At 56.9% G+C, this 21,704-nt stretch carries 33 protein-coding genes and 1 pseudogene; 33 read left to right on the forward strand and 1 reads right to left on the reverse strand.

Annotated elements, in window-relative coordinates; all coding sequences use genetic code 11:
* From VM94_RS27595 to VM94_RS00020, 4 genes and pseudogenes are all read left to right on the forward strand, one after another.
* A pseudogene (locus VM94_RS27595) lies at positions 1-124 on the forward strand (elongation factor Tu); the annotation flags it as partial.
* Positions 125-303: 179 nt separating this feature from the next.
* Positions 304-621, forward strand: coding sequence for a 30S ribosomal protein S10 (rpsJ, locus tag VM94_RS00010; RefSeq protein WP_010394389.1), 318 nt, complete (start codon positions 304-306; stop codon positions 619-621).
* 513 nt (positions 622-1,134) lie between these two features.
* Positions 1,135-3,870 carry a TonB-dependent receptor plug domain-containing protein gene (locus tag VM94_RS00015; RefSeq protein ID WP_235432774.1) on the forward strand — a complete coding sequence of 912 codons (2,736 nt, stop codon included), beginning with the start codon at positions 1,135-1,137 and terminating at the stop codon, positions 3,868-3,870.
* Positions 3,871-4,013: 143 nt separating this feature from the next.
* Complete coding sequence (locus tag VM94_RS00020; protein WP_046681662.1) at positions 4,014-4,859, forward strand: DUF817 domain-containing protein; 846 nt, start codon at positions 4,014-4,016, stop codon at positions 4,857-4,859.
* A 21-nt stretch (positions 4,860-4,880) separates the two neighbouring features.
* Here VM94_RS00020 and VM94_RS27095 read toward each other — a convergent pair whose 3' ends face one another.
* The gene (locus VM94_RS27095) at positions 4,881-5,426 is read right to left on the reverse strand and encodes a tetratricopeptide repeat protein (RefSeq protein WP_051991374.1); all 546 of its coding nucleotides are present in this window, start codon (positions 5,424-5,426) and stop codon (positions 4,881-4,883) included.
* A 166-nt stretch (positions 5,427-5,592) separates the two neighbouring features.
* On the opposite strand from VM94_RS27095, the gene creB reads away from it, so the two are divergent.
* The 29 genes from creB to rpsK all read left to right on the forward strand — a co-directional run bounded on the left by creB (position 5,593) and on the right by rpsK (position 21,567).
* On the forward strand, positions 5,593-6,324 hold the full coding sequence (creB, locus tag VM94_RS00030; RefSeq protein ID WP_046681713.1) for a two-component system response regulator CreB: 732 nt from the start codon (positions 5,593-5,595) through the stop codon (positions 6,322-6,324).
* Positions 6,321-7,742 carry a two-component system sensor histidine kinase CreC gene (gene creC / locus VM94_RS00035; RefSeq protein WP_046681663.1) on the forward strand — a complete coding sequence of 474 codons (1,422 nt, stop codon included), beginning with the start codon at positions 6,321-6,323 and terminating at the stop codon, positions 7,740-7,742. Before creB ends, creC begins: the two co-directional genes overlap by 4 nt.
* An 86-nt stretch (positions 7,743-7,828) precedes the next feature.
* Positions 7,829-9,214, forward strand: coding sequence for a cell envelope integrity protein CreD (creD, locus tag VM94_RS00040; RefSeq protein WP_046681664.1), 1,386 nt, complete (start codon positions 7,829-7,831; stop codon positions 9,212-9,214).
* A gap of 219 nt (positions 9,215-9,433) precedes the next feature.
* Positions 9,434-9,628 carry a hypothetical protein gene (locus VM94_RS00045; protein ID WP_046681665.1) on the forward strand — a complete coding sequence of 65 codons (195 nt, stop codon included), beginning with the start codon at positions 9,434-9,436 and terminating at the stop codon, positions 9,626-9,628.
* A gap of 301 nt (positions 9,629-9,929) precedes the next feature.
* The gene (rplC, locus tag VM94_RS00050) at positions 9,930-10,586 is read left to right on the forward strand and encodes a 50S ribosomal protein L3 (RefSeq protein WP_010394393.1); all 657 of its coding nucleotides are present in this window, start codon (positions 9,930-9,932) and stop codon (positions 10,584-10,586) included.
* 3 nt (positions 10,587-10,589) lie between these two features.
* Positions 10,590-11,210 carry a 50S ribosomal protein L4 gene (rplD, locus tag VM94_RS00055; protein ID WP_034753197.1) on the forward strand — a complete coding sequence of 207 codons (621 nt, stop codon included), beginning with the start codon at positions 10,590-10,592 and terminating at the stop codon, positions 11,208-11,210.
* On the forward strand, positions 11,207-11,524 hold the full coding sequence (gene rplW, locus VM94_RS00060) for a 50S ribosomal protein L23 (RefSeq protein ID WP_010394398.1): 318 nt from the start codon (positions 11,207-11,209) through the stop codon (positions 11,522-11,524). Before rplD ends, rplW begins: the two co-directional genes overlap by 4 nt.
* The gene (gene rplB / locus VM94_RS00065) at positions 11,524-12,351 is read left to right on the forward strand and encodes a 50S ribosomal protein L2 (RefSeq protein ID WP_034753198.1); all 828 of its coding nucleotides are present in this window, start codon (positions 11,524-11,526) and stop codon (positions 12,349-12,351) included. Before rplW ends, rplB begins: the two co-directional genes overlap by 1 nt.
* A 10-nt stretch (positions 12,352-12,361) precedes the next feature.
* On the forward strand, positions 12,362-12,637 hold the full coding sequence (rpsS, locus tag VM94_RS00070; protein WP_008444295.1) for a 30S ribosomal protein S19: 276 nt from the start codon (positions 12,362-12,364) through the stop codon (positions 12,635-12,637).
* Positions 12,634-12,966 (forward strand): 50S ribosomal protein L22, encoded by a 333-nt coding sequence (gene rplV, locus VM94_RS00075; protein WP_170840583.1) that lies wholly within the window; start codon positions 12,634-12,636, stop codon positions 12,964-12,966. Before rpsS ends, rplV begins: the two co-directional genes overlap by 4 nt.
* Before the next feature lie 9 nt (positions 12,967-12,975).
* Positions 12,976-13,800, forward strand: coding sequence for a 30S ribosomal protein S3 (rpsC, locus tag VM94_RS00080; protein ID WP_034753199.1), 825 nt, complete (start codon positions 12,976-12,978; stop codon positions 13,798-13,800).
* A gap of 2 nt (positions 13,801-13,802) precedes the next feature.
* Positions 13,803-14,222 (forward strand): 50S ribosomal protein L16, encoded by a 420-nt coding sequence (gene rplP, locus VM94_RS00085; RefSeq protein WP_034753201.1) that lies wholly within the window; start codon positions 13,803-13,805, stop codon positions 14,220-14,222.
* A gap of 12 nt (positions 14,223-14,234) precedes the next feature.
* Positions 14,235-14,426: a 50S ribosomal protein L29 gene (gene rpmC / locus VM94_RS00090; protein WP_010394412.1), complete on the forward strand. Its 192-nt coding sequence runs from the start codon at positions 14,235-14,237 to the stop codon at positions 14,424-14,426.
* On the forward strand, positions 14,423-14,695 hold the full coding sequence (gene rpsQ / locus VM94_RS00095; protein ID WP_010394415.1) for a 30S ribosomal protein S17: 273 nt from the start codon (positions 14,423-14,425) through the stop codon (positions 14,693-14,695). Before rpmC ends, rpsQ begins: the two co-directional genes overlap by 4 nt.
* A 253-nt stretch (positions 14,696-14,948) precedes the next feature.
* Complete coding sequence (gene rplN, locus VM94_RS00100) at positions 14,949-15,317, forward strand: 50S ribosomal protein L14 (RefSeq protein WP_008444317.1); 369 nt, start codon at positions 14,949-14,951, stop codon at positions 15,315-15,317.
* A 9-nt stretch (positions 15,318-15,326) separates the two neighbouring features.
* The gene (gene rplX / locus VM94_RS00105; protein ID WP_034753204.1) at positions 15,327-15,641 is read left to right on the forward strand and encodes a 50S ribosomal protein L24; all 315 of its coding nucleotides are present in this window, start codon (positions 15,327-15,329) and stop codon (positions 15,639-15,641) included.
* A 6-nt stretch (positions 15,642-15,647) separates the two neighbouring features.
* The gene (gene rplE, locus VM94_RS00110) at positions 15,648-16,187 is read left to right on the forward strand and encodes a 50S ribosomal protein L5 (RefSeq protein WP_010394421.1); all 540 of its coding nucleotides are present in this window, start codon (positions 15,648-15,650) and stop codon (positions 16,185-16,187) included.
* Between the two features lie 2 nt (positions 16,188-16,189).
* Positions 16,190-16,495, forward strand: coding sequence for a 30S ribosomal protein S14 (gene rpsN / locus VM94_RS00115; protein WP_010394423.1), 306 nt, complete (start codon positions 16,190-16,192; stop codon positions 16,493-16,495).
* 14 nt (positions 16,496-16,509) lie between these two features.
* Entirely contained in the window at positions 16,510-16,905 is a 396-nt protein-coding gene (gene rpsH / locus VM94_RS00120) for a 30S ribosomal protein S8 (RefSeq protein ID WP_034753208.1), read from the forward strand.
* A gap of 10 nt (positions 16,906-16,915) precedes the next feature.
* Positions 16,916-17,449: a 50S ribosomal protein L6 gene (gene rplF / locus VM94_RS00125; RefSeq protein WP_034778281.1), complete on the forward strand. Its 534-nt coding sequence runs from the start codon at positions 16,916-16,918 to the stop codon at positions 17,447-17,449.
* Between the two features lie 13 nt (positions 17,450-17,462).
* Positions 17,463-17,825: a 50S ribosomal protein L18 gene (gene rplR, locus VM94_RS00130; RefSeq protein WP_010394431.1), complete on the forward strand. Its 363-nt coding sequence runs from the start codon at positions 17,463-17,465 to the stop codon at positions 17,823-17,825.
* A 9-nt stretch (positions 17,826-17,834) separates the two neighbouring features.
* Entirely contained in the window at positions 17,835-18,353 is a 519-nt protein-coding gene (gene rpsE / locus VM94_RS00135; RefSeq protein ID WP_010394433.1) for a 30S ribosomal protein S5, read from the forward strand.
* A 10-nt stretch (positions 18,354-18,363) separates the two neighbouring features.
* Entirely contained in the window at positions 18,364-18,543 is a 180-nt protein-coding gene (rpmD, locus tag VM94_RS27600) for a 50S ribosomal protein L30 (RefSeq protein WP_010394435.1), read from the forward strand.
* Positions 18,544-18,573: 30 nt separating this feature from the next.
* Positions 18,574-19,005: a 50S ribosomal protein L15 gene (gene rplO / locus VM94_RS00140; protein ID WP_034753211.1), complete on the forward strand. Its 432-nt coding sequence runs from the start codon at positions 18,574-18,576 to the stop codon at positions 19,003-19,005.
* 32 nt (positions 19,006-19,037) lie between these two features.
* Positions 19,038-20,372 (forward strand): preprotein translocase subunit SecY, encoded by a 1,335-nt coding sequence (secY, locus tag VM94_RS00145; RefSeq protein WP_010394438.1) that lies wholly within the window; start codon positions 19,038-19,040, stop codon positions 20,370-20,372.
* An 18-nt stretch (positions 20,373-20,390) separates the two neighbouring features.
* Positions 20,391-20,609: a translation initiation factor IF-1 gene (infA, locus tag VM94_RS00150; protein WP_005663428.1), complete on the forward strand. Its 219-nt coding sequence runs from the start codon at positions 20,391-20,393 to the stop codon at positions 20,607-20,609.
* Between the two features lie 42 nt (positions 20,610-20,651).
* Entirely contained in the window at positions 20,652-20,765 is a 114-nt protein-coding gene (gene rpmJ, locus VM94_RS27605) for a 50S ribosomal protein L36 (RefSeq protein WP_010394471.1), read from the forward strand.
* A 14-nt stretch (positions 20,766-20,779) separates the two neighbouring features.
* Complete coding sequence (gene rpsM / locus VM94_RS27610; protein ID WP_046681666.1) at positions 20,780-21,145, forward strand: 30S ribosomal protein S13; 366 nt, start codon at positions 20,780-20,782, stop codon at positions 21,143-21,145.
* A gap of 17 nt (positions 21,146-21,162) precedes the next feature.
* Complete coding sequence (rpsK, locus tag VM94_RS00160) at positions 21,163-21,567, forward strand: 30S ribosomal protein S11 (protein WP_010394475.1); 405 nt, start codon at positions 21,163-21,165, stop codon at positions 21,565-21,567.
* Positions 21,568-21,704: the final 137 nt, after the last annotated feature.

A 21,704-nucleotide genomic window follows, 5' to 3' on the forward strand; every position in this document is an offset into this window, starting at 1 on the left:
CGATAACGTGTCGATCACCGTCAAGCTGATCAACCCGATCGCGATGGAAGAAGGCCTGCGCTTCGCTATCCGCGAAGGCGGTCGTACCGTCGGCGCTGGTGTTGTTGCAAAAATCCTGGCTTAATTCTTAAGCCTGCATAAAAGAAGACGCGTCGTCGCCCGGCGCCCTTCTTTTTATTCAACTGCCGGGGTTGGCAAGCATTTTGGTGCTATCATGTCGACCCTGACGGTTGTTGCGTCAGAAATTCCCGTATGACCTCATTGCCGTGCAAACCGCGCGGTTCGTTCTTTTAAGGAAATATCATGTCGGCACCAAACCAAAAAATCCGTATCCGCCTGAAGGCTTTCGATTACAAACTGATCGACCAGTCCGCTCTGGAAATCGTTGAAACCGCGAAGCGCACCGGCGCTGTCGTCAAAGGCCCAGTACCACTGCCTACCCGTATTCAGCGTTTCGATGTGCTGCGTTCCCCGCACGTCAACAAAACTTCGCGCGATCAGTTCGAGATCCGTACGCACCAACGCCTGATGGACATCGTTGACCCAACGGACAAAACCGTTGACGCGCTGATGAAGCTGGACCTGCCAGCTGGTGTTGATGTTGAAATCAAACTGCAATAAGAGTTTCAAGGGCAGCTGACAACACCGTAGCATCAAGTATTGACAGCTGTTCCAGGCCGGCGGGGTGTCCCGCTGCCTGATGATGGGGCCGGGCCTGCTTACGATCGTGAGTGCGCCCGGCCCCATTGCTATTGGTGCCGCACCTTTGGCGGGTGCTTCCGGCTTGTCTTCATCCTACCCCATCCGTTTTCTTCTTTTCACCTCTCCTCGCCGGGATCGCCTGCGAGTGTAATGCGCGCCAGCTTGATTCCAGCAAAGAGCTCGGCCTATAAAGTGGGGTTAATACAACAATTGTTAATTGTTTCTTTCCCATACGCGCCAAATGTGAGAAATTTGTAACATGCGTGAGAATGTGTGATTATTTTACAAAAATGGTCAGTGCAACGCATCGATTTATAAAACGAAAACAATATTTGAGGAGTAGTTTTGAAAAGTACAGTGATGAGCAATACACCCCGTCTGAAGAAAAGCACCCTTGCGATAGCATTGACACTGGCCTTCTCCCAATACGCTGTGGCACAAGAAGCTGCCGCACCTGCAGAAAAACTGCAACGCGTCGAAGTCACCGGCAGTAGCATCAAGCGTACCGAAGCTGAAACAGCTGGCTCGCTGCAGGTGCTGACCCGCGACGACATCGAGCGTACCGGCCAGACCACGGCACTGGGCATCCTGAATTCCTCCGCTGCCATCAGCACGTCGATCGACTCGTCGAGCAGCAGCTCCGGCAGCTTCGCCACGGGTTCCTCGGGCGTGGGCATGCGCGGCCTGGGCAAGGTCGCGACCCTGGTGCTGGTCAACGGCCGCCGCATTGCACAATACGGCCTGGCCGATGGCGCACAACAGAACTTCACCAACCTGGACGCGATCCCGGCTGCCGCCATCGAACGCATCGAGATCCTGAAAGATGGCGCGTCGGCAATCTACGGTTCCGACGCCATCGCTGGCGTGATCAACATCATCCTGCTGAAAAACTTCGAAGGCGCCAAGATCACCGGCAACTACAAGGAAACCGACGGTTTCAAAGACCAGCGCAGCCGCAACGTGTCCGGCATCGTCGGTTATGGCGATATCGACAAGGACGGTTTCAACACCTACCTGACGTACGAAGCCTACAAGAACGACGGTTACACCGCTGACGACCTGCGCAGCCACTACCCGGAATGGCACCGCCAGACCCCGGGCCGTTCGACCTGGGACGCCCTGAGCGCGTTCTCGCCAACCGGCAACTACTTCCTGAACAGCACGAACATCGTTGCCGCGCCAGGTTGCCCGGCCGACAAGATCGACCCGAAAGACAAGCTGTGCAAGATGGATGTCCTGCCGTACACCGGCCTGACCACCAATGCGAAGCGCTATGCGCTGGCCAGCAACACGCATTTCCGCATTGGCAAGGATATCGATGCCAACTTCGAGATCACCAATGCCGGCGCCAGCAACGACTACATCGTCGCGCCATTCAACGTCAGCAACGGTAGCGCCACCACGTCGTCGAGCACCTGGTACGACGCGATCAACGGCAAGATGGTCGGACCCTACTTCTATCCGAAATTGCCAGTTGGCCACGCCAACAATCCTTACGGCGTACCGGTGGAATACCGCGCCCGCATGATGGACACAGGCAACGGCTTCAACTTCAACCGCACCGAATCCGACCAGACGCGCGTCATGCTGAGCCTGAACGGCGACATCGGCAACTTCGACTGGAAATCCGCGGTCGGCTACATGAACTCGAAAGCGACCAAGGCCACCCGTGCCGTGAGCGCTACCGGCTACAACAATGCCATCGTCAACGGCACCTACAAGTTCGGCCAGCAAAACGATACTGCGCTGCTGGAGTCGATGTTCCCTGTGCGTACCACCAAGGGCGAGTCGAAAATCACTTTCGTCGACGCAACCGTGTCCGGCGAAGTGGCGCAATTGCCTGCCGGTCCTTTGAACGTGGCATTCGGTACCGACATCCGTCGCGAAAAGTATGAAATGGCCAGCTCGGACAACGTGCTGCGTGGCGACCTGGTCGGCATCGCCGGCCTGCAAGTCAAAGACACCATGGATCACTACGCGCTGTTCGCCGAAGCGACCATTCCAGTGGTCAAGCGTGTCGAAGTGAGTGCCGCGGTACGTGCCGACAAGTCCACCAACAGCGACGTGCACTTCTCGCCGAAACTGGGCTTGCGCGTCAACGCGACCGACACCCTGTTGCTGCGCGCTACGGCAGCTGGCGGCTTCCGCGCGCCAAACATCGTTGAAACCGGTAATGGCCTGGGCCGCAGCTCGTTCGCGACCAGCGTCAGCGATCCACGTCGTTGCTCGACCGCCAGCACCCTGAACAATCTGGTGCAGAACAATCCGGCCGCCACCACCGTCGACAAGGCGCAGGCGAATACCTTCCGCAACAGCGATTGCTCGGGCGGCGTGCCTAGCTTCGTGTCGGCGAACAAGGACCTGAAGCCGGAAACCTCGCGTTCGATCACCGCTGGTTTCGTTTTCGAACCGATCAAGAACTGGACCGTGGCACTGGACTACTACCATATCGAACGCAAGGACGAAATCGGTACCCGTGCCGTGGCTGACATCCTGCGCGGCGAAGCTGGCCTGCCAGCCGGACAGCTGGTGCGTGTCGATAACTCGGCTTCCGATGCGCAATTCCTGGCACTGGTGAAAAAATACGCACCAAGCAATACTGCCAACTTCGGCGGCGTTGGCGCCATCGGCCTGCTGTACAACCCATACGTCAACAGCGGCAAGACCCGTGCTTCGGGCTTCGACTTTGATGCGGGTGGCCGTTTCAACACCGGTATTGGCCAAGTTCGCCTGAAACTGGAAGGTAGCTACCTGTGGAAATACCAGGAGTTCAGCGTCACCGACAATGCCTATGACACCAACCTGGCCGGTAACTATGACCTGGGTTCGCGTCTGAAAACCAAGCTGCGCGCCAGCCTGAAAGCCGGCGAGTTCGACCACGGCATGACCCTGAACTACGCCAGCGGTTTCAGCAACGACAACCAGACTTCGTCGACCTACTGCGTCACCAACAAGGTATCGGCCGAGAATATGGCGACTTGCTCGCGTGTAGGCAGCAACACCACGGTCGATTACAACCTGTCGTATGGCGGCATCAAGAACACGCGTCTGAGCCTGTACATCGACAATCTGTTCGACAAGGCTGCACCGATTCAGTGGCGCGCAGGCTACGCTGAAACATTCCAGATGCGTCGTATCGGCGTATCGGCCAGCTACACCTTCCTCTGATCGTCGTCAGTTGATACCCACCGTCCGGCAGCGATGCCGGACGTGTCAAAAACCAGGCCACGTGCCTGGTTTTTTTTTGCCTGCCATCGATGCATGGGGGGATATCGCTTTACAGTGCCGCGGCTGGCAGATAAAGTTGCCGCATGCTTAACGCCCTCGATACCCACCTGTTAAATGCGGCTCCCCGTGAGCGCCTGCGCGGCTGGCCGCGCTTCCTGACCGAGTTCCTGTATTTCGGCATCAAGGAGGCGAGGTCGTGCCTGTTCGTGGGGCTGTTCTTTGCTGCCGTCTTCCTGGTGCCGCGTGCCGGCCTGTTCGGCCTGCCGCGCTATGACGTGCTGCTGCTGGTGGCGCTGGCGATCCAGGGCGCGATGGTCTGGAGCGGTCTGGAGACGTGGGATGAATTGAAAGCCATCTGCCTGTTCCATGCGGTTGGCTTCGCGCTGGAAGTGTTCAAGGTGTCGGGGACGATCCAGTCGTGGAGTTATCCCGACTTCGCCTACACCAAGGTGTTCGGCGTGCCGCTGTTTTCCGGCTTCATGTATGCGGCCGTCGGCAGCTACATCATCCAGACCTGGCGCCTGCTCGACATGCGCATTCGCCACCATCCGCCGTACTGGATGGCGGTGCTGATCGCGCTGCTGATCTACGCCAACTTCTTTACTCACCACTACATCGGCGACTACCGCTGGTACCTGGCCGCCTGTGCGCTGGGCTTGTATGCGCGCACCACCGTGGTGTTTCGCCCGCTCGACCGCGACCGCAGCATGCCCTTGCTGCTCGGTTTCGTGCTGGTCGGCTTCTTCATCTGGCTGGCTGAAAACATCAGCACCTTCTGGGGCGTGTGGCGCTATCCGAACCAGCTTGGCGCGTGGTCGGTCGTGCACGTCAGCAAATGGAGTTCATGGTCGCTGCTGGTGGTGATGACGTTCACCATCGTGGCCCACCTCAAGCACATCAAGGCCAGCATCCACGTCGCCCAGCCTTAGGCTGGGCTTCGGGACGACTTGTTACAAGCTGGCTGCCACCACGTCGAAGCGCGCACCCAGCGCCGCTTGCGGGCCGCCTTGCAGTTGTTTCGCGTACTGGCGCAGCACTTCCGCCGAATAGGTGCGCGACGCGGGCGACAGCTTCGGCAGCAGCGGCAGCACACGTTCCAGATAGCCCGTGCCTTCCTGCCACTTGCCTTGCGCGGCCAGGGCCGACGCCAGTTCCACCATGCGGCGGCCGACGCGCGCATCGCTGCGCGGCTGCGCCGCTTCTTCCGTGGCCAGGGCTTGCCGGTACAGTTGCTCCGCTTCCGCATTCTTGCCCTGCAAGCGCTTGATGCGGCCCAGGTTGTACTGGCGCTGCGACAGGATGTCCGCGCTGGCCCCTGCCTGTTCGGCGCTGCGCAGCGCTTGTACGCAAGCCAGTTCCGCTTCGCCAAACTGGCCTTTGAGTTCGGCCGCGTTGCAGGCGTCCTGCTGTTCATTGGAGGTGGTGAGTGTCGCTGGCGCCGCGCAGGCGGCCAGCAGGCTGACAGCGCATAGCAGGCTGATGGTATGGGTCTTCATAGTCTCCTCGGACGGGTGTCAAACACGGTGTATCGGTGGAGTCATGCCGTAATAAATATACTATAAGTTTTTTTGGGGTGGGTGGCTTTTCGCCAGCGCACGCGATTGACGCCGCTTGCGTGCTTCAGTGATACTCCGGGCTTGTCCATTAATGCGTGCCGCCGCCATGTCCAAGACTGTCCTGATCGTGGAAGATGAACAGGCGATTGCCGACAGCATCGCCTATGCCTTGCGCACGGACGGCTTTACGCCGCGCCATGTGATGCTGGGCGAACACGCCCTGGCCGCGCTGCGCCCTATGCCCGGCGAAGCGGCGCAGATGCCCGTTCTGGTCGTGCTGGACGTGGGCTTGCCCGACATGAGCGGGCTGGAAGTGTGCCGCCGCCTGCGCCAGTTTTCCGAGATTCCCGTGATCTTCCTGACGGCCCGCAGCGACGAGATCGACCGCATCGTCGGCCTGGAAATCGGCGCCGACGATTACGTCACCAAACCATTTTCGCCGCGCGAACTGGTGGCGCGCATCCGCGTCATTTTGCGCCGCGCCGGTGTCGCTCAGGTACCCCGCGAGACTGGCATGACGATAGCCGCTGCCGTCACGGCGACCGCGCCGGCGCGCTTCGAGTTGCGCGCGCTCGAGGCGCGGGTGCTGTTCCACGGCCAGCCGCTGGACCTGACCCGCTATGAATACCTGCTGCTGAAGACCCTGCTCGAGCATCCGGGCCACGTGTTGTCGCGCGCGCAGTTGATGGAGCGCGTGTGGAGCGGTGCGCCCGACACGCTCGAGCGCACCGTCGATGCGCACGTCAAATCGCTGCGCGCCAAGCTGCGCGCCGTCGATGCGCAGGTCGATCCCATCCACACCCACCGTGGCCTCGGCTACAGCCTGGCCGGCGCATGAAGATCGGCCTGCGCATCCTGCTCGGCTACTTCCTGATCGTGGGACTGGCCGCGTGGTTCCTGCTGAATGTCTTCATGGAACAGGTCAAGCCGGGCGTGCGCTCGACCCTGGAAGACACGCTGGTCGATACCTCGCAACTGCTGGCCAGCTTGGTGGCGCCCGACATGAAGGCGGGCACGCTGGCGCAGTCGCCCGTGGCCGAGCGCATGCAGGATTACGCGCGCCATGGCGTGGACGTCAATATTAATGGCGTGCGCAAGCGCACGCTCGATTACCGCATCACCATCACGGACCGGCACGGCATCGTGCTGTTCGATTCCAGCGGGCGCGACGTGGGGCGCGACTATTCGCGCTGGAATGACGTGTATCTCACCTTGCAGGGCAAGTATGGCGCGCGCAGCACGCGCAGCCTGCCTGACGACGAAATGTCGACGGTGATGCACGTGGCCGCGCCGATTCGCGACGGCAATGAGGTGATCGGCGTGTTGACGGTGGCCAAGCCGAATGCCAGCGTGCAAGCGTTTGTCGAGCGCAGCCAGCGCAAGATATTGCAGCGTGGCGCCATCCTGTTGCTGCTGTCGCTGCTGATCGGCCTGGCATTCGCCTGGTGGCTGCACCATGCGCTGGGCAAGCTGATGCATTACATCGGCGACGTGGAGGCAGGGCGCAAGGTGGCGCTGCCGGCGCTGGGCAAGAACGAGATCGGTACCCTGGGGCGGGCGCTGGAGGCGATGCGCACGCGCCTGGAAGGCAAGGAATACGTGGAGCAGCTGATGCACACCCTGGCGCATGAATTGAAAAGCCCGATCGCCGCCATCCAGGCCTCGGCCGAGCTGCTGCAGGAAGACATGCCGCCGGCCGAGCGCCGCCAGTTCCTTGCCAGCATCCTGGAACAGAATGCGCGCCAGCGGCAGCTGATCGACAAGCTGCTGGCCCTCGTGCGCGTGGAAAAGCAGCAGCGCCTGGATCATCCCGAGCGCATCGCGCTGGCGCCCCTGCTGGCGCAAGTGGCGCGGGACGCGGCCGCCACCCTGGCGGCGCGCGGCGTGCGCCTGCAGCTGCAACACGACGAGGCGAGTGTGGCGGGCGACGCCCTGCTGCTGCGCCAGGCGCTGGGCAACCTGCTCGACAACGCGGCCGGCTTTGCGCCGCCGGGCAGCTGCATCGAGCTGACGGCGCGGCGCCAGGGCAGCCAGGTGGAAATTGCCGTGCGCGACCGCGGCGCGGGCATCCCCGCGTATGCGCTCGAGCGCGTCTTCGAGCGCTTTTATTCCCTGCCGCGTCCGAGCGCCGGCAAGAGCACGGGCCTGGGCCTGCCCTTTGTGCGCGAGGTCGCCTCGCTGCACGGCGGCACGGTCGAAGTGCTCAATCATGCGGAGGGCGGCGCCTGCGCGCGCCTGTGCCTTCCACTCGCCTAGCGCACTTTATTTGCCCGCTTCACACGGACTGCATCGTCAACGCATACAGCTTTTTTACACTGGCCCCCTTACTTCAAGGATGCGCCATGCAAAAAACCCTCTTAGTCAAAGCGTTGATCGTGTTCGGCCTGATGCTGCTGATCGGCCTGCCTTTGCTGATGATTCAGGAAACGATCAAGGAACGGATGGAATTCCGCCAGGAAGCCGTCAACAGCATCGCCGCCGATTCGGTGCGCGAACAAACCATCATCGGCCCCATCCTCGTGATTCCCTACACGGAGCAATATGAAGAGCGCGTGGAAGTGGCCAGCGGCGATGACAAGGAAGCGAAGTCGCCCGTGCGCACGGAGTTGCTGCGCCGCACGGTGCAGCGCCGCTTTCTCGTCTACCCGAACAACCTGCTGATCAATGGCAGCATCGACGCGGATCGCCGCTACCGCGGCATTCACCAGGTACTGGTCTACAGCGGCCAGCATGCGTTTCAGGGCGACTTCACGGTGCCGGCCAGCAGCCAGTTGCCGCGCAAGTCGCCGGACTCGCGCGTGACCCTGGGCGCACCTTTCGTGGCCCTGTCCATCGAGGACGTGCGCGGCATCCGCAACATCCCGAAAATCGACTGGGGCGGCCAGAAGATCGAATTCGAGCAGGGCACCGACCTGTTTGCCTTCCGCAGCGGCCTGCACGCGCCGCTGGGGGCCATGCCGCTGGCGGCGCCGCAGCAGGTGAAATTCAGCTTTGACCTGGGCCTCGATGGCATCGAACGCCAGCATTTCGTGCCGGTGGCGAAAAACAGCCAGATCAGCATCAAGTCGAACTGGCCCCATCCGCAGTTTGGCGGGCGCTTCCTGCCGTCGCCGAAACACCGCCAGATCAATGCCGATGGCTTTCAGGTCGAATGGAATATCTCGTCGCTGGCCAGCAATGCGCAAACGCAGCTGAGCACGATCGAGGGCGAGTTCAAGGTGCCCGACAGCGCACCGCTGGGCCAGGTGGACCGTTTCAGCGTCGGCTTCATCGAGCCGATCAATGTGTATTCGCAGTCGGACCGGGCCACCAAGTATGGCTTGCTGTTTGTGGCGCTGACGTTTGCTGCCTTCTTCATCTTCGAGATCCTGAAGAGTCTGCCGATCCATCCCGTGCAATATCTGCTGGTGGGCCTGTCGCTGGTGATCTTCTTCCTGCTGCTGGTGGGCCTGGCCGAGCACATCGCCTTCCTGGCCGCCTACCTGATCGCCAGCGCCGCCTGTATCGCACTGACCAGCTTTTATCTGGTGCACGTGCTGCACAACGCCTGGCGCGGCATCGGCTTCGGCGTGGCGCTGACGGTGCTGTATGGCGCCCTGTACGGTTTGCTCAGCTCGGAAAACAATGCGCTGGTGATGGGCAGCATCCTGCTGTTCGCCGTGCTGGCGGCCATCATGGTGGCGACACGCAAGGTGGACTGGTATCAGGTGGGCAGGGGAGGGCAGTAAGCCCCAGGGTCAGCGTCACTCACGCATGGAAAGATTGATTATTTGGTAAATAAGTGGTTTTAAGTTGGTATTGTTTACGGTACTCTTTGGTATTAATTTCCGCAAAGCACGGAATTGCGTGCGGCGGCGTACCAGAGCAGTAGGGTGGCGGCGGGAAGGATGGCTTGCCGCCACCGGGCAATTCCTTTCATCCCAACATAAAAACCTGGAGACAGCACCATGATCAAGAAACTGGCTTTTTTCCTCTTTGCTTGCGGACTGAGTGCCGGCTATGCGTATGCCGCCACGAGCGAGGATGTGTCGCAATGCCGTTCGCGCTGCGACAGCAGTTATGTCGGCTGCACCAATTCGCTCGGCGGCAGCCCGATTTGCCGTGAGCTGATGCAGCACTGCCTGGAACGCTGCAACGGCTAGGCCAGCGGCTGGCATGGCGCATGGGCGCGGACAGGGCACCAGCCCGGTCCGCGCCTTTTTTTGTGGCGCCAAGGCGCATGGATGGCCGCTTTGCGCCGGGGAACGGTCAATTGTGGACGGCGCTGAACAACTCCCGCAGGGGCGTCGCGCAACACTTTGACATACCTCGTGTTAACTTGTTGCGTCAAGGGTTTTTGTGCTATATACTAGCCGGCTTCGGTATGGATTCGTCTTTTTTGAGTCCTACGTTACTTTGTAGTTAAACAAGCCCCGCCCAATCGCAGGTGGGAATGGAGAAAAAATGAGCCTAGGCCTTCTCGGTCGCAAGGTTGGTATGATGCGCATTTTCACGGATGAAGGGGATTCGATTCCTGTCACCGTGTTGGACGTATCGAACAACCGTGTTGCGCAAATCAAAACCCCTGAAACAGATGGTTACTCCGCTGTTCAGGTCGCATTCGGTCAACGTCGCGCTTCCCGCGTGACCAAAGCTGTTGCTGGTCATCACGCTAAAGCTGGTGTTGAAGCCGGTACTCTGTTGAAAGAGTTCCGTGTCGACGCTGCCAAAGCCGCTGAACTGAAAGCTGGCGATGTTGTCGCTGCTTCCCTGTTCGAAGTCGGTCAAAAGATCGACGTGCAAGGCGTTACCATCGGTAAAGGCTATGCAGGCGTTATCAAACGTTACCACTTCGCTTCTGGCCGTGCAACGCACGGTAACTCGCGTTCGCATAACGTTCCAGGTTCCATCGGTATGGCACAAGATCCAGGTCGCGTTTTCCCTGGTAAGCGCATGACCGGTCATCTGGGTGACGTTAACCGTACGATCCAGAACCTCGTGATCGCCCGTATCGATGCCGACCGTCAGCTGTTGCTGGTCAAAGGCGCGATTCCAGGTGCGAAAAATGGCCAGGTAGTTGTCTCGCCAGCCATCAAAACCAAAGCCAAGAAGGGAGCTTAAACGATGGAACTCAAGCTTCTGAATGCGCAAGGTCAAGCCGCCTCGAACGTTGCTGCAGCCGATACGATTTTCGGCCGTGACTACAATGAAGCGCTGATCCACCAAGTCGTCATCGCTTATCAAGCGAATGCACGTAGTGGTAACCGCAAGCAAAAAGACCGTGAAGAAGTTCACCACACGACGAAAAAGCCATGGCGCCAAAAAGGTACCGGCCGCGCTCGTGCTGGTATGTCGTCGTCGCCACTGTGGCGCGGCGGTGGTCGGATTTTCCCGAACTCGCCTGACGAAAACTTCACCCACAAAGTGAACAAAAAGATGTATCGCGCAGGTATCTGCTCGATCCTGTCGCAGCTGGCTCGCGAAGAGCGCCTGATCGTCATCGACGATCTGACGATCGACGCGCCAAAAACCAAGCTGCTGTCGCAAAAATTGAACGGCCTGGGCTTTGATTCGGTTCTGATCATCACCGACGTTCTGAACGAAAACCTGGAACTGGCATCGCGCAACCTGCCTAACGTACTCGTCGTTGAGCCACGTCACGCAGACCCGATGTCCCTGGTGTTCTACAAGAAGATCCTGGTCACCAAAGCTGCATTGGCCAAGATTGAGGAGATGCTGGCATGAGCGCGATTTTGAAACATAGCGAAGAACGCTTGATGAAGGTGCTGTTGGCGCCCGTGATTTCCGAAAAGGCCACCATGGTCGCGGAAAAGAACGAGCAAATTGTATTCCGCGTACTGCCGGATGCAACCAAGCCTGAAATCAAGGCAGCGGTCGAACTGCTGTTCAAGGTTGAAGTTCTGTCCGTGCAAACTGCAAACCGCGAAGGTAAGCAAAAGCGCACCGGCAAGTTCAACGGTCGTCGTAACCATACCAAGCGTGCTTTCGTGTGCCTGAAGCCTGGCCAGGAAATCAACTTCTCCGAGGAGGCTGCATAATGGCACTCGTTAAGATGAAACCAACCTCGCCAGGCCGTCGCGGCATGGTGAAGGTGGTGAATGCCGACCTGTACAAAGGTCGTCCATTCGCTGCCCTGGTTGAAAAGAAATCCAAGACCGCTGGTCGTAACAACAACGGTCACATCACCACCCGTCATATCGGTGGTGGTCATAAGCAACACTACCGCTTGATCGACTTCAAGCGCACCAAAGATGGTATTCCAGCGAAAGTGGAACGTATCGAATACGATCCAAACCGCACCGCGAATATCGCTCTGTTGTGCTACGCCGACGGCGAACGTCACTACATCATCGCAACCAAAGGCATGGCCGTTGGCGACAGCGTGATGAACGGTTCGGAAGCACCGATCAAATCGGGTAACTGCTTGCCAATCCGTAACATCCCAGTCGGTACCGTGATGCATTGCGTCGAAATGCTGCCAGGTAAAGGTGCCCAAATGGCACGTACCGCCGGCGCTGGCGTTGTGCTGATGGCACGTGAAGGTACCTACGCTCAAGTGCGTCTGCGCTCGGGTGAAGTACGTCGCGTGCACATCGAGTGCCGTGCAACGGTTGGTGAAGTCGGCAATGCCGAGCACAGCCTGCGTAAAATCGGTAAAGCTGGTGCGATGCGCTGGCGCGGTGTTCGTCCTACCGTTCGCGGTGTGGTCATGAACCCGGTCGATCACCCGCACGGTGGTGGTGAAGGTAAAACAGCAGCTGGTCGTCATCCAGTTTCGCCTTGGGGCCAACAGACTAAGGGTAAGAAGACACGCAGCAACAAGCGTACTACTTCCATGATCGTCTCGCGCCGCGGCAAGAAATAAGGGGTAGCACATGACACGTTCATTGAAAAAAGGGCCGTTCTGTGACGCCCACCTGGTGAAAAAAGTTGAAGCCGCGCAAGCAGCCAAAGACAAAAAGCCAATCAAAACCTGGTCGCGTCGTTCGACAATCATGCCTGACTTTATCGGCCTGACGATCGCGGTTCATAACGGCAAGCTGCACGTGCCGGTTTATGTTTCCGAAAACATGGTTGGTCACAAGCTCGGCGAATTCGCACTGACCCGTACGTTCAAGGGCCATGCAGCTGACAAAAAGGCTAAGAAATAATGGAAACTAAAGCTATCCTCAAAGGTGTGCGCCTGTCGGACCAAAAGGGCCGCCTGGTTGCTGACCTGATCCGTGGCAAGAAAGTTGACGCTGCACTCAACATCTTGCAATTCAGCCCGAAAAAAGGTGCTGCGATCATCAAGCGTGTTCTGGAATCGGCAATCGCCAATGCGGAACACAATGATGGCGCGGACATCGACGAATTGTTCGTGAAAACGATCTACGTCGAAAAGGGCCCGGTCCTGAAGCGCTTCACCGCGCGTGCAAAAGGCCGTGGCGACCGTATTTCGAAACAATCCTGTCACGTTTACGTGACTGTCGGTAACTAAGGAGCCACGATGGGTCAGAAAATTCATCCAACCGGTTTCCGTCTGGCGGTCACCCGTAACTGGGCTTCGCGCTGGTATGCAGGCAACGGTAATTTCGCTGCCATGCTGAACGAAGACTTGAAAGCACGTGCTTACCTGAAAAAGAAACTGAAGAACGCTTCCGTTGGCCGCATCGTTATCGAGCGCCCAGCCAAGAACGCGCGCTTCACGATCTACAGCTCGCGTCCAGGCGTGGTCATTGGTAAAAAAGGCGAAGACATCGAAGTACTGAAGTCGGCGCTGACCAAGATCATGGGCGTACCTGTTCACGTGAACATCGAAGAAATTCGCAAGCCAGAAATCGATTCGCAACTGATCGCCGATTCGATCGCTCAGCAGCTGGAAAAACGGATCATGTTCCGCCGCGCCATGAAGCGTGCAATGCAAAATGCAATGCGCCTGGGTGCTCTCGGTATCAAGATCATGTCGTCCGGCCGTCTGAACGGTATCGAAATCGCGCGTAAAGAGTGGTACCGCGAAGGCCGCGTGCCTTTGCATACCCTGCGCGCCGATATCGACTACGGTACCAGCGAAGCGTCGACCACCTACGGCATCATCGGTGTCAAGGTGTGGGTATACAAAGGTGACCGCGCGCCTAACGGCGATGCACCAGTCATCGATACCCCAGCTGACGAGAAGAAAAGCCGCGGCCCACGCCGTGACGATGGCAAGCCAGCTGGCCGTCCACGTCCAGCCGGTGCCGGTGCGAAACCATCCACAGCACCAGGTGCACGTGTGCGTACCGCCGCTAAACCGGCCGCCGCAGCAGCACCAGCTGAGAAAGCAGGAGAATAATCATGCTGCAACCAGCACGCAGAAAGTATCGTAAAGAGCAGAAAGGCCGTAATACCGGTATTTCGCACAGCCGCGGCACCGCCGTGTCGTTTGGCGAATTCGGTCTGAAGGCAGTTGCGCGCGGTCGTATCACTGCGCGTCAAATTGAAGCGGCGCGTCGTGCAATGACGCGTCACATCAAGCGCGGTGGCCGTATCTGGATCCGTATTTTCCCGGACAAACCGATTTCGAACAAACCGGCTGAAGTCCGTATGGGTAACGGTAAAGGTAATCCTGAGTACTACGTCGCTGAAATTCAGCCAGGCAAAGTACTGTACGAAATGGATGGCGTTGATGAAGCGCTGGCACGGGAAGCATTCCGTCTTGCCGCCGCTAAACTGCCACTGGCGACGACGTTTGTCATCCGCCAAGTCGGCCAATAATTGGAGTTGTATATGAAAGCATCTGAACTCCGCGGCAAGGACCAGCCAGCTCTGCAAAAAGAGCTGAATGACCTGTTGAAGGCACAGTTCGGCCTGCGCATGCAAATCGCTACGCAGCAGCTGAGCAACACTTCGCAGCTCAAGAAGGTACGCCGCGATATCGCGCGTGTGAAGACGGTAATGAATCTGAAGGAAGCCAAATGAACGAACCAGTGAAACAGTCGCTCAAGCGCACGCTGATCGGTAAAGTGGTTTCGGACAAGATGGACAAGACCGTTACCGTTCTGATCGAGCGCCACGTAAAACATCCTTTGTATGGCAAGATCATCATGCGCTCGAACAAGTATCACGCACATGACGAGACCAACCAAGTCAAGGCCGGTGACACGGTCGAGATCCAGGAAGGTCGCCCGATCTCCAAAACGAAGGCATGGACGGTGACACGTGTGGTTCAAGCCGCACCAACCGTTTAAATAAAAACCACCGTTTCGGCGGTGGGTTTTAATTAGTACTTGCAGGCCCGCAAATTGTATGTAATACTTGCGGGCTTCGTTCATGTAACGCCGCAAAGTGTCTGGCCACAGACAGTAGCATTCGCGGTCAGTTGATGTATGAAGGTCATGCACCCAAACAGTGAAGCCCAGCAGGGCGGCTCTGGCGGGACCAAGACTGACCGTGGGTCTACATTGTGTGGATTCTTCGGCTTAAGTTGGGAAAGAGAATACTATGATTCAAACTGAAAGCCGGCTCGAAGTGGCTGACAATACCGGTGCCAAAGAAGTAATGTGCATCAAGGTATTGGGCGGCTCCAAGCGCCGTTATGCTGGCATTGGCGATGTGATCAAGGTAACCGTTAAGGTTGCTGCGCCACGTGGCCGTGTCAAAAAAGGTGAAATTTATAACGCCGTGGTTGTGCGCACCGCTAAAGGTGTTCGCCGCCAAGACGGTTCCCTGGTGAAGTTCGACGGCAACGCCGCCGTTCTGTTGAACGCCAAGCTGGAACCGATCGGTACCCGTATTTTTGGACCTGTCACACGCGAACTGCGTACTGAGAAGTTCATGAAAATCGTGTCCCTGGCACCGGAAGTCCTGTAAGGAGTCGTAATGGATAAGATTCGTAAAAACGACGAAGTCATCGTTCTGACCGGGAAAGACAAGGGCAAACGTGGTGTGGTACAGCAGCGTATCGATGCTGAACATATCGTGGTTGACGGCATTAACATCGCTAAAAAAGCGACTAAGCCAAACCCGATGACTGGCGTAACTGGTGGTATCGTCGATAAGACCATGCCAATTCACGTGTCCAACGTTGCATTGTTTAATGCAGCGACTGGCAAGGCAGATCGCGTGGGTTTCAAAGAAGTGGACGGCAAGAAAGTTCGCATCTTTAAATCCTCCGGCGAAGTAGTGAAGGCTTAAGAAATCATGGCACGTCTCCAAGAATTCTATAAAGAAAAAGTCGTTGCCGACCTGACCAGCAAGTTTGGTTACAAGTCGGTAATGGAAGTTCCACGCCTGACCAAGATCACCCTGAACATGGGTGTTGGTGAGGCTATCGCGGATAAAAAAGTTCTCGAGCACGCAGTTGCTGACTTGACCAAGATCGCCGGCCAGAAGCCAGTGACCACCAAGTCCCGCAAAGCGATCGCAGGCTTCAAAATCCGTGAAGGTTACCCGATCGGTACGATGGTCACCCTGCGCGGCGCTCGCATGTACGAGTTCCTGGATCGCTTCATTACCGTGGCTCTGCCGCGCGTACGCGATTTCCGTGGTGTGAACGGCCGTGCATTTGATGGTCGTGGCAACTACAACATCGGTGTCAAGGAACAGATCATTTTCCCTGAAATCGAATACGACAAGATTGACGCGTTGCGCGGTATGAATATCAGCATCACGACAACCGCTAAGACCGATGACGAAGCCAAAGCTTTGCTCGCCGCCTTTAAATTCCCTTTCAGGAACTGATCATGGCCAAACTGTCACTGATTAATCGTGAGATCAAGCGTGCTGACCTGGTGGCGAAATTCGCCCCTAAGCGCGAAGCTCTCAAGGCCATCGTCGATGACCAATCGAAATCGGAAGAAGAGCGCTACGAAGCTCGCCTGAAACTGCAGGCGCTGCCACGTAACTCGAACCCGACGCGTCAACGTAACCGTTGCGCCATCACTGGTCGTCCGCGCGGCACATTCCGTAAATTCGGTCTGGGTCGTATCAAGCTCCGTGAATTCGCCATGCGTGGTGAAATTCCGGGTATGACAAAAGCAAGCTGGTAATAGGAGAATATGCAATGAGTATGAGCGATCCTATCGCCGATATGCTGACCCGCATTCGCAATGCACAAGGCGTGCAAAAGACGACCGTGGCCATGCCATCGTCGAAAGTCAAAATTGCGATTGCCAGCGTCCTGAAGGACGAGGGTTACATTGAAGATTTCGCTGTTGCCGAAGCTGGTGGCAAAGCGGAACTGAAAATCGGTTTGAAGTATTATGTTGGCCGTCCCGTCATTGAGCGCTTGGAGCGCGTGTCCCGTCCGGGTCTGCGCGTCTACAAGGGTAAAGACGAGATCCCTGTTGTGATGAATGGCTTGGGTGTGGCGATCGTGTCGACTCCGCAAGGCGTCATGACTGACCGCAAAGCACGCGCTACCGGTGTCGGCGGCGAAGTTATTTGCTACGTGGCTTAAGGAGTTACACATGTCTCGAGTAGCTAAAATGCCTATCGTAGTGCCAGCTGGCGCCGAAGTCGCCATCTCCGCACAAGCGATCACCGTAAAAGGCCCGCTGGGCGTACTTTCCCAGGCCCTCACCGGCCAGGTCAAAGTGGAAAACAATGCAGGAACCCTGAGTTTCGACGTGGCGAACGACAGCCGCGAAGCCAATGCCATGTCCGGCACGCTGCGCGCACTGGTCAACAACATGGTTGTTGGCGTCACCAAGGGTTTCGAGAAAAAGCTGAACCTGGTAGGCGTGGGTTACAAGGCGCAAGCTCAAGGCGACAAGTTGAATCTGTCCCTGGGTTTCTCGCACCCTGTAGTGCATGACATGCCAGCTGGCGTTACCTGCGCAACACCAACCCCGACCGAGATCCTGATTAAAGGTATCGACCGTCAACAGGTTGGCCAGGTAGCCGCTGAAGTTCGTGCTTACCGCGCTCCTGAGCCTTATAAAGGCAAGGGCGTTCGCTATGCGGACGAAGTGGTTAAGCTTAAAGAAACCAAGAAGAAGTAATTAGGGGCTGACGATGGATAAGAAAGAATCACGGCTTCGCCGCGGACGCCAAACCCGCATCAAGATTGCGGAATTGAAAGTAAATCGCTTGTCGGTGCATCGCACCAACCTGCACATTTACGCCAACCTGATCAGCCCGGACGCTAAAGTCCTGGTTTCGGCCTCGACGGCTGAAGCGGAAGTTCGCGCTGAACTGGCAGGCCAATCCGGCAAAGGCGGCAATGCCGCTGCTGCAGCCTTGATCGGCAAGCGCGTCGCTGAAAAAGCGTTGAAAGCAGGGATTACCGAAGTTGCGTTTGACCGCTCCGGTTTCCGTTACCACGGCCGTGTGAAAGCGTTGGCAGAAGCCGCACGCGAAGCCGGTCTGAAGTTCTAAGGATCAATCATGGCAAAAATGCAAGCAAAAATGCAAAGCGACAAGCCGGATGATGGCATGCGCGAAAAAATGATCGCGATCAACCGCGTGACCAAAGTGGTCAAGGGTGGTCGTATCATGGGTTTCGCCGCGCTGACCGTAGTTGGTGATGGCGATGGCCGCGTCGGCATGGGCAAGGGCAAATCGAAAGAAGTGCCAGTTGGCGTGCAGAAGGCAATGGAAGAAGCCCGTCGCAACCTGATCAAAGTACCGCTCAAAAACGGCACCTTGCATCACACGGTTGTTGGTCGTCACGGCGCCTCCAAGGTCCTGATGAACCCAGCTAAGCCGGGTACTGGCGTTATCGCTGGTGGCGCAATGCGCGCTATCTTCGAAGTGATGGGCGTGACGGACGTGGTGGCGAAATCCACCGGTTCGAACAACCCATACAACCTGGTACGCGCTACGCTGGACGGCCTGTCGAAAATGAGCACTGCTTCCGATATCGCTGCCAAACGCGGCAAGTCGGTCGAAGACATTCTGGCTTAAGGTGGACAAAATGACAAACACAGTCAAAGTGCAATTGGTCAAGGGCTTGATCGGTACGCGCGAATCGCATCGCGCTACCGTGCGCGGTCTGGGTCTGCGTCGTGTAAATTCGGTTTCCGAATTGCAAGACACCCCATCCGTACGCGGCATGATCAATAAAGTATCGTATCTCGTTAAAGTTGTCGGGTAAGCCTTCGGGCTTACACGAACGGAGCAAATCATGGAATTGAATACTATTGCACCAGCCGAAGGCGCTAAGCACTACAAGCGTCGCGTCGGTCGCGGTATCGGCTCCGGCCTGGGTAAAACCTCGGGTCGTGGTCACAAAGGTCAGAAATCGCGTTCGGGCGGCTTTCATAAAGTCGGTTTCGAAGGCGGTCAGATGCCTCTGCAACGCCGTCTGCCTAAGCGCGGTTTCAAATCGATGCACGCAACCTTCAAAGCTGAAGTGCGCCTGTCCGATCTGAACAACCTGGCTGTTGGCGATGTCGACATTCTGGTCTTGAAGCAAGCTGGCGTTCTGGGCGTGTTGGCCCGTGACGTGCGCGTGATCTTGTCCGGCGAAATCACCAAAGCGGTGAATTTGAAGGGCTTGAAAGTGTCCGCTGGCGCGAAAGCAGCCATCGAAGCAGCCGGCGGCTCGGTAGCCTGAGTTGACCGCTAACAGCTTGATCGGAGCGAAAATTGGCGACTAATCCACAACTTGCTAAAAGTGCAGCGGCCGGTTTCCCTTGGGGACGGCTCTGGTTTTTGCTTGGCGCATTGGTGGTTTATCGTATCGGTGCTCACGTCCCGGTTCCCGGGATTGACCCGACACAATTAGCCTCGCTGTTCAAGGAGCACGAAGGCGGCGTCCTGGGCATGTTCAACATGTTCTCGGGCGGTGCCTTGTCTCGTTTTACAGTGTTTGCGCTGGGTATCATGCCTTATATCTCGGCCTCGATCATCATGCAATTGCTGTCGATCGTGTCACCGCAGATGGAAGCGTTGAAAAAAGAAGGCGAAGCAGGTCGTCGCAAGATCACCCAGTACACCCGGTATTTCACGGTTGCCCTGGCACTGTTCCAAGCGTTAGGCATTGCAGTCGCACTGGAGTCGCAAGCTGGTCTGGTGTTGGAACCTGGTCTTGCATTCCGCTTCGTGACGGTCGTCACTTTGTTGACCGGAACAATGTTTTTGATGTGGTTGGGTGAGCAAATTACCGAGCGTGGCTTGGGGAATGGCATCTCGATCATCATTTTTGCCGGGATTGCAGCAGGTCTGCCGTCGGCGTTGGGTGGCTTGTTCACTCAGGTGTCGAATGGTTCGATCGGCAGCTTCAGCGCGATTTTCATCGTGATCCTGGTAGCACTGGTAACGTACTTCGTTGTATTCGTCGAACGTGGTCAGCGCAAAATATTGGTCAATTACGCGAAGCGCCAGGTAGGCAACAAGATTTATGGCGGTCAAACCAGCCATTTGCCGTTGAAGCTGAACATGGCCGGCGTGATCCCGCCGATCTTTGCTTCTTCGATCATCTTGTTCCCGGCCACTATCGTGGACTGGTTTTCAAAGGGCGCCGACAACGCTAACCCTGCGGTGCGGTTCTTGAAAGATTTGGCAGCATCGATGGGGCCTGGTGAGCCTATCCATGCGCTGTTGTACGCAGTGGCGATCGTGTTTTTCTGTTTCTTCTATACAGCGCTGGTCTTTAACAGCAAGGAAACAGCGGATAACTTGAAGAAAAGCGGTGCGTTCATTCCCGGGATTCGTCCAGGCGAGCAGACAGCCCGTTACATCGACAAGATCCTGACACGCTTGACACTTGCCGGCGCAGTCTACATCACCCTGGTGTGTTTATTGCCGGAATTTATGCAAGCCCAGTGGAAAGTACCATTCTATTTCGGCGGTACTTCTTTATTGATTATTGTAGTTGTCACCATGGATTTCATGGCGCAAGTACAGAACTACGTGATGTCGCAGCAATATGATTCGCTGCTGCGCAAAGCAAATTTCAAGGGCGGAATTCCGACGCGTTAAGCGCGGTAAACATACCGAATGGCAAAAGACGACGTCATACAGATGCAGGGCGAGATTCTTGAGAATCTCCCAAATGCAACATTTCGAGTGAAGCTGGAGAACGGACACGTGGTGCTCGGGCATATTTCAGGTAAAATGCGGATGAACTATATTCGCATTCTCCCTGGAGACAAGGTGACGGTGGAGTTAACGCCGTACGACCTGAGCCGAGCCCGCATTGTGTTCCGTACCAAGTAACACACTGAATCAAACCAAAGAAGCGAAAGAAAGAGCCCAAAAATGAAAGTTCTCGCATCAGTCAAGCGGATCTGCCGCAACTGCAAGATCATCAAGCGCAAAGGCGTAGTCCGCGTTATCTGCGTGGAACCACGTCACAAGCAGCGTCAAGGTTAATCGAGGAATAACAAATGGCACGTATTGCAGGGGTTAATATCCCAAATCATCAGCATACCGTTATCGGCCTGACGGCCATCTACGGTGTGGGCCGTCCACGCGCAGAGAAAATCTGTGCATCGACCGGTGTAGCAACCAACAAAAAGATCAAAGATCTGGATGACAGCGAACTGGAAAAGCTGCGCGATGAAGTAGGTAAATTCATCGTCGAAGGCGATCTGCGTCGTGAACTGTCCATGAACATCAAGCGTTTGATGGATCTGGGTTGCTACCGCGGCATGCGTCATCGTAAGGGTCTGCCTTGCCGTGGCCAGCGTACGCGTACGAACGCACGTACCCGCAAGGGACCGCGTAAAGCCGCTCAATCGCTGAAAAAATAATCCGCTAGGGAATAATTATGGCTAAGTCGCAAAATAACGCCGCATCAGCACGCGTGCGTAAAAAAGTTAAAAAGAACGTCGCTGAAGGCATCGCACATGTCCACGCATCGTTCAATAACACCATCATTACCATCACCGATCGTCAAGGCAATGCCTTGTCGTGGGCTACCTCCGGCGGTGCAGGCTTCAAGGGTTCGCGTAAATCGACCCCATTCGCAGCGCAGGTCGCCGCGGAAGCCGCTGGTAAAGTGGCTGTTGAGTGTGGCGTCAAGAACCTGGAAGTACGTATCAAGGGCCCAGGTCCTGGTCGTGAATCCGCCGTTCGCGCGCTGAACAACCTGGGCATCAAGATCACCGAGATCCAGGACGTGACGCCGGTACCGCACAACGGTTGCCGTCCACCGAAACGTCGTCGTATCTAAGATAGTGTTGCAGAGGGCGCTTCGGCGCCAGCTGCTTTGCTGTCTGTTGTAACTCAGTACAGTTGTGTGAAAACGCTGGAGCAGGGAGCCGGAAACGGTTATACTGCCCGGCTGTTCTTGCCTGTCAAATCCTGTTT

Origin of the sequence: Janthinobacterium sp. KBS0711, assembly GCF_000988085.1 — a bacterium.
GTDB lineage: Bacteria > Pseudomonadota > Gammaproteobacteria > Burkholderiales > Burkholderiaceae_D > Janthinobacterium > Janthinobacterium lividum_E.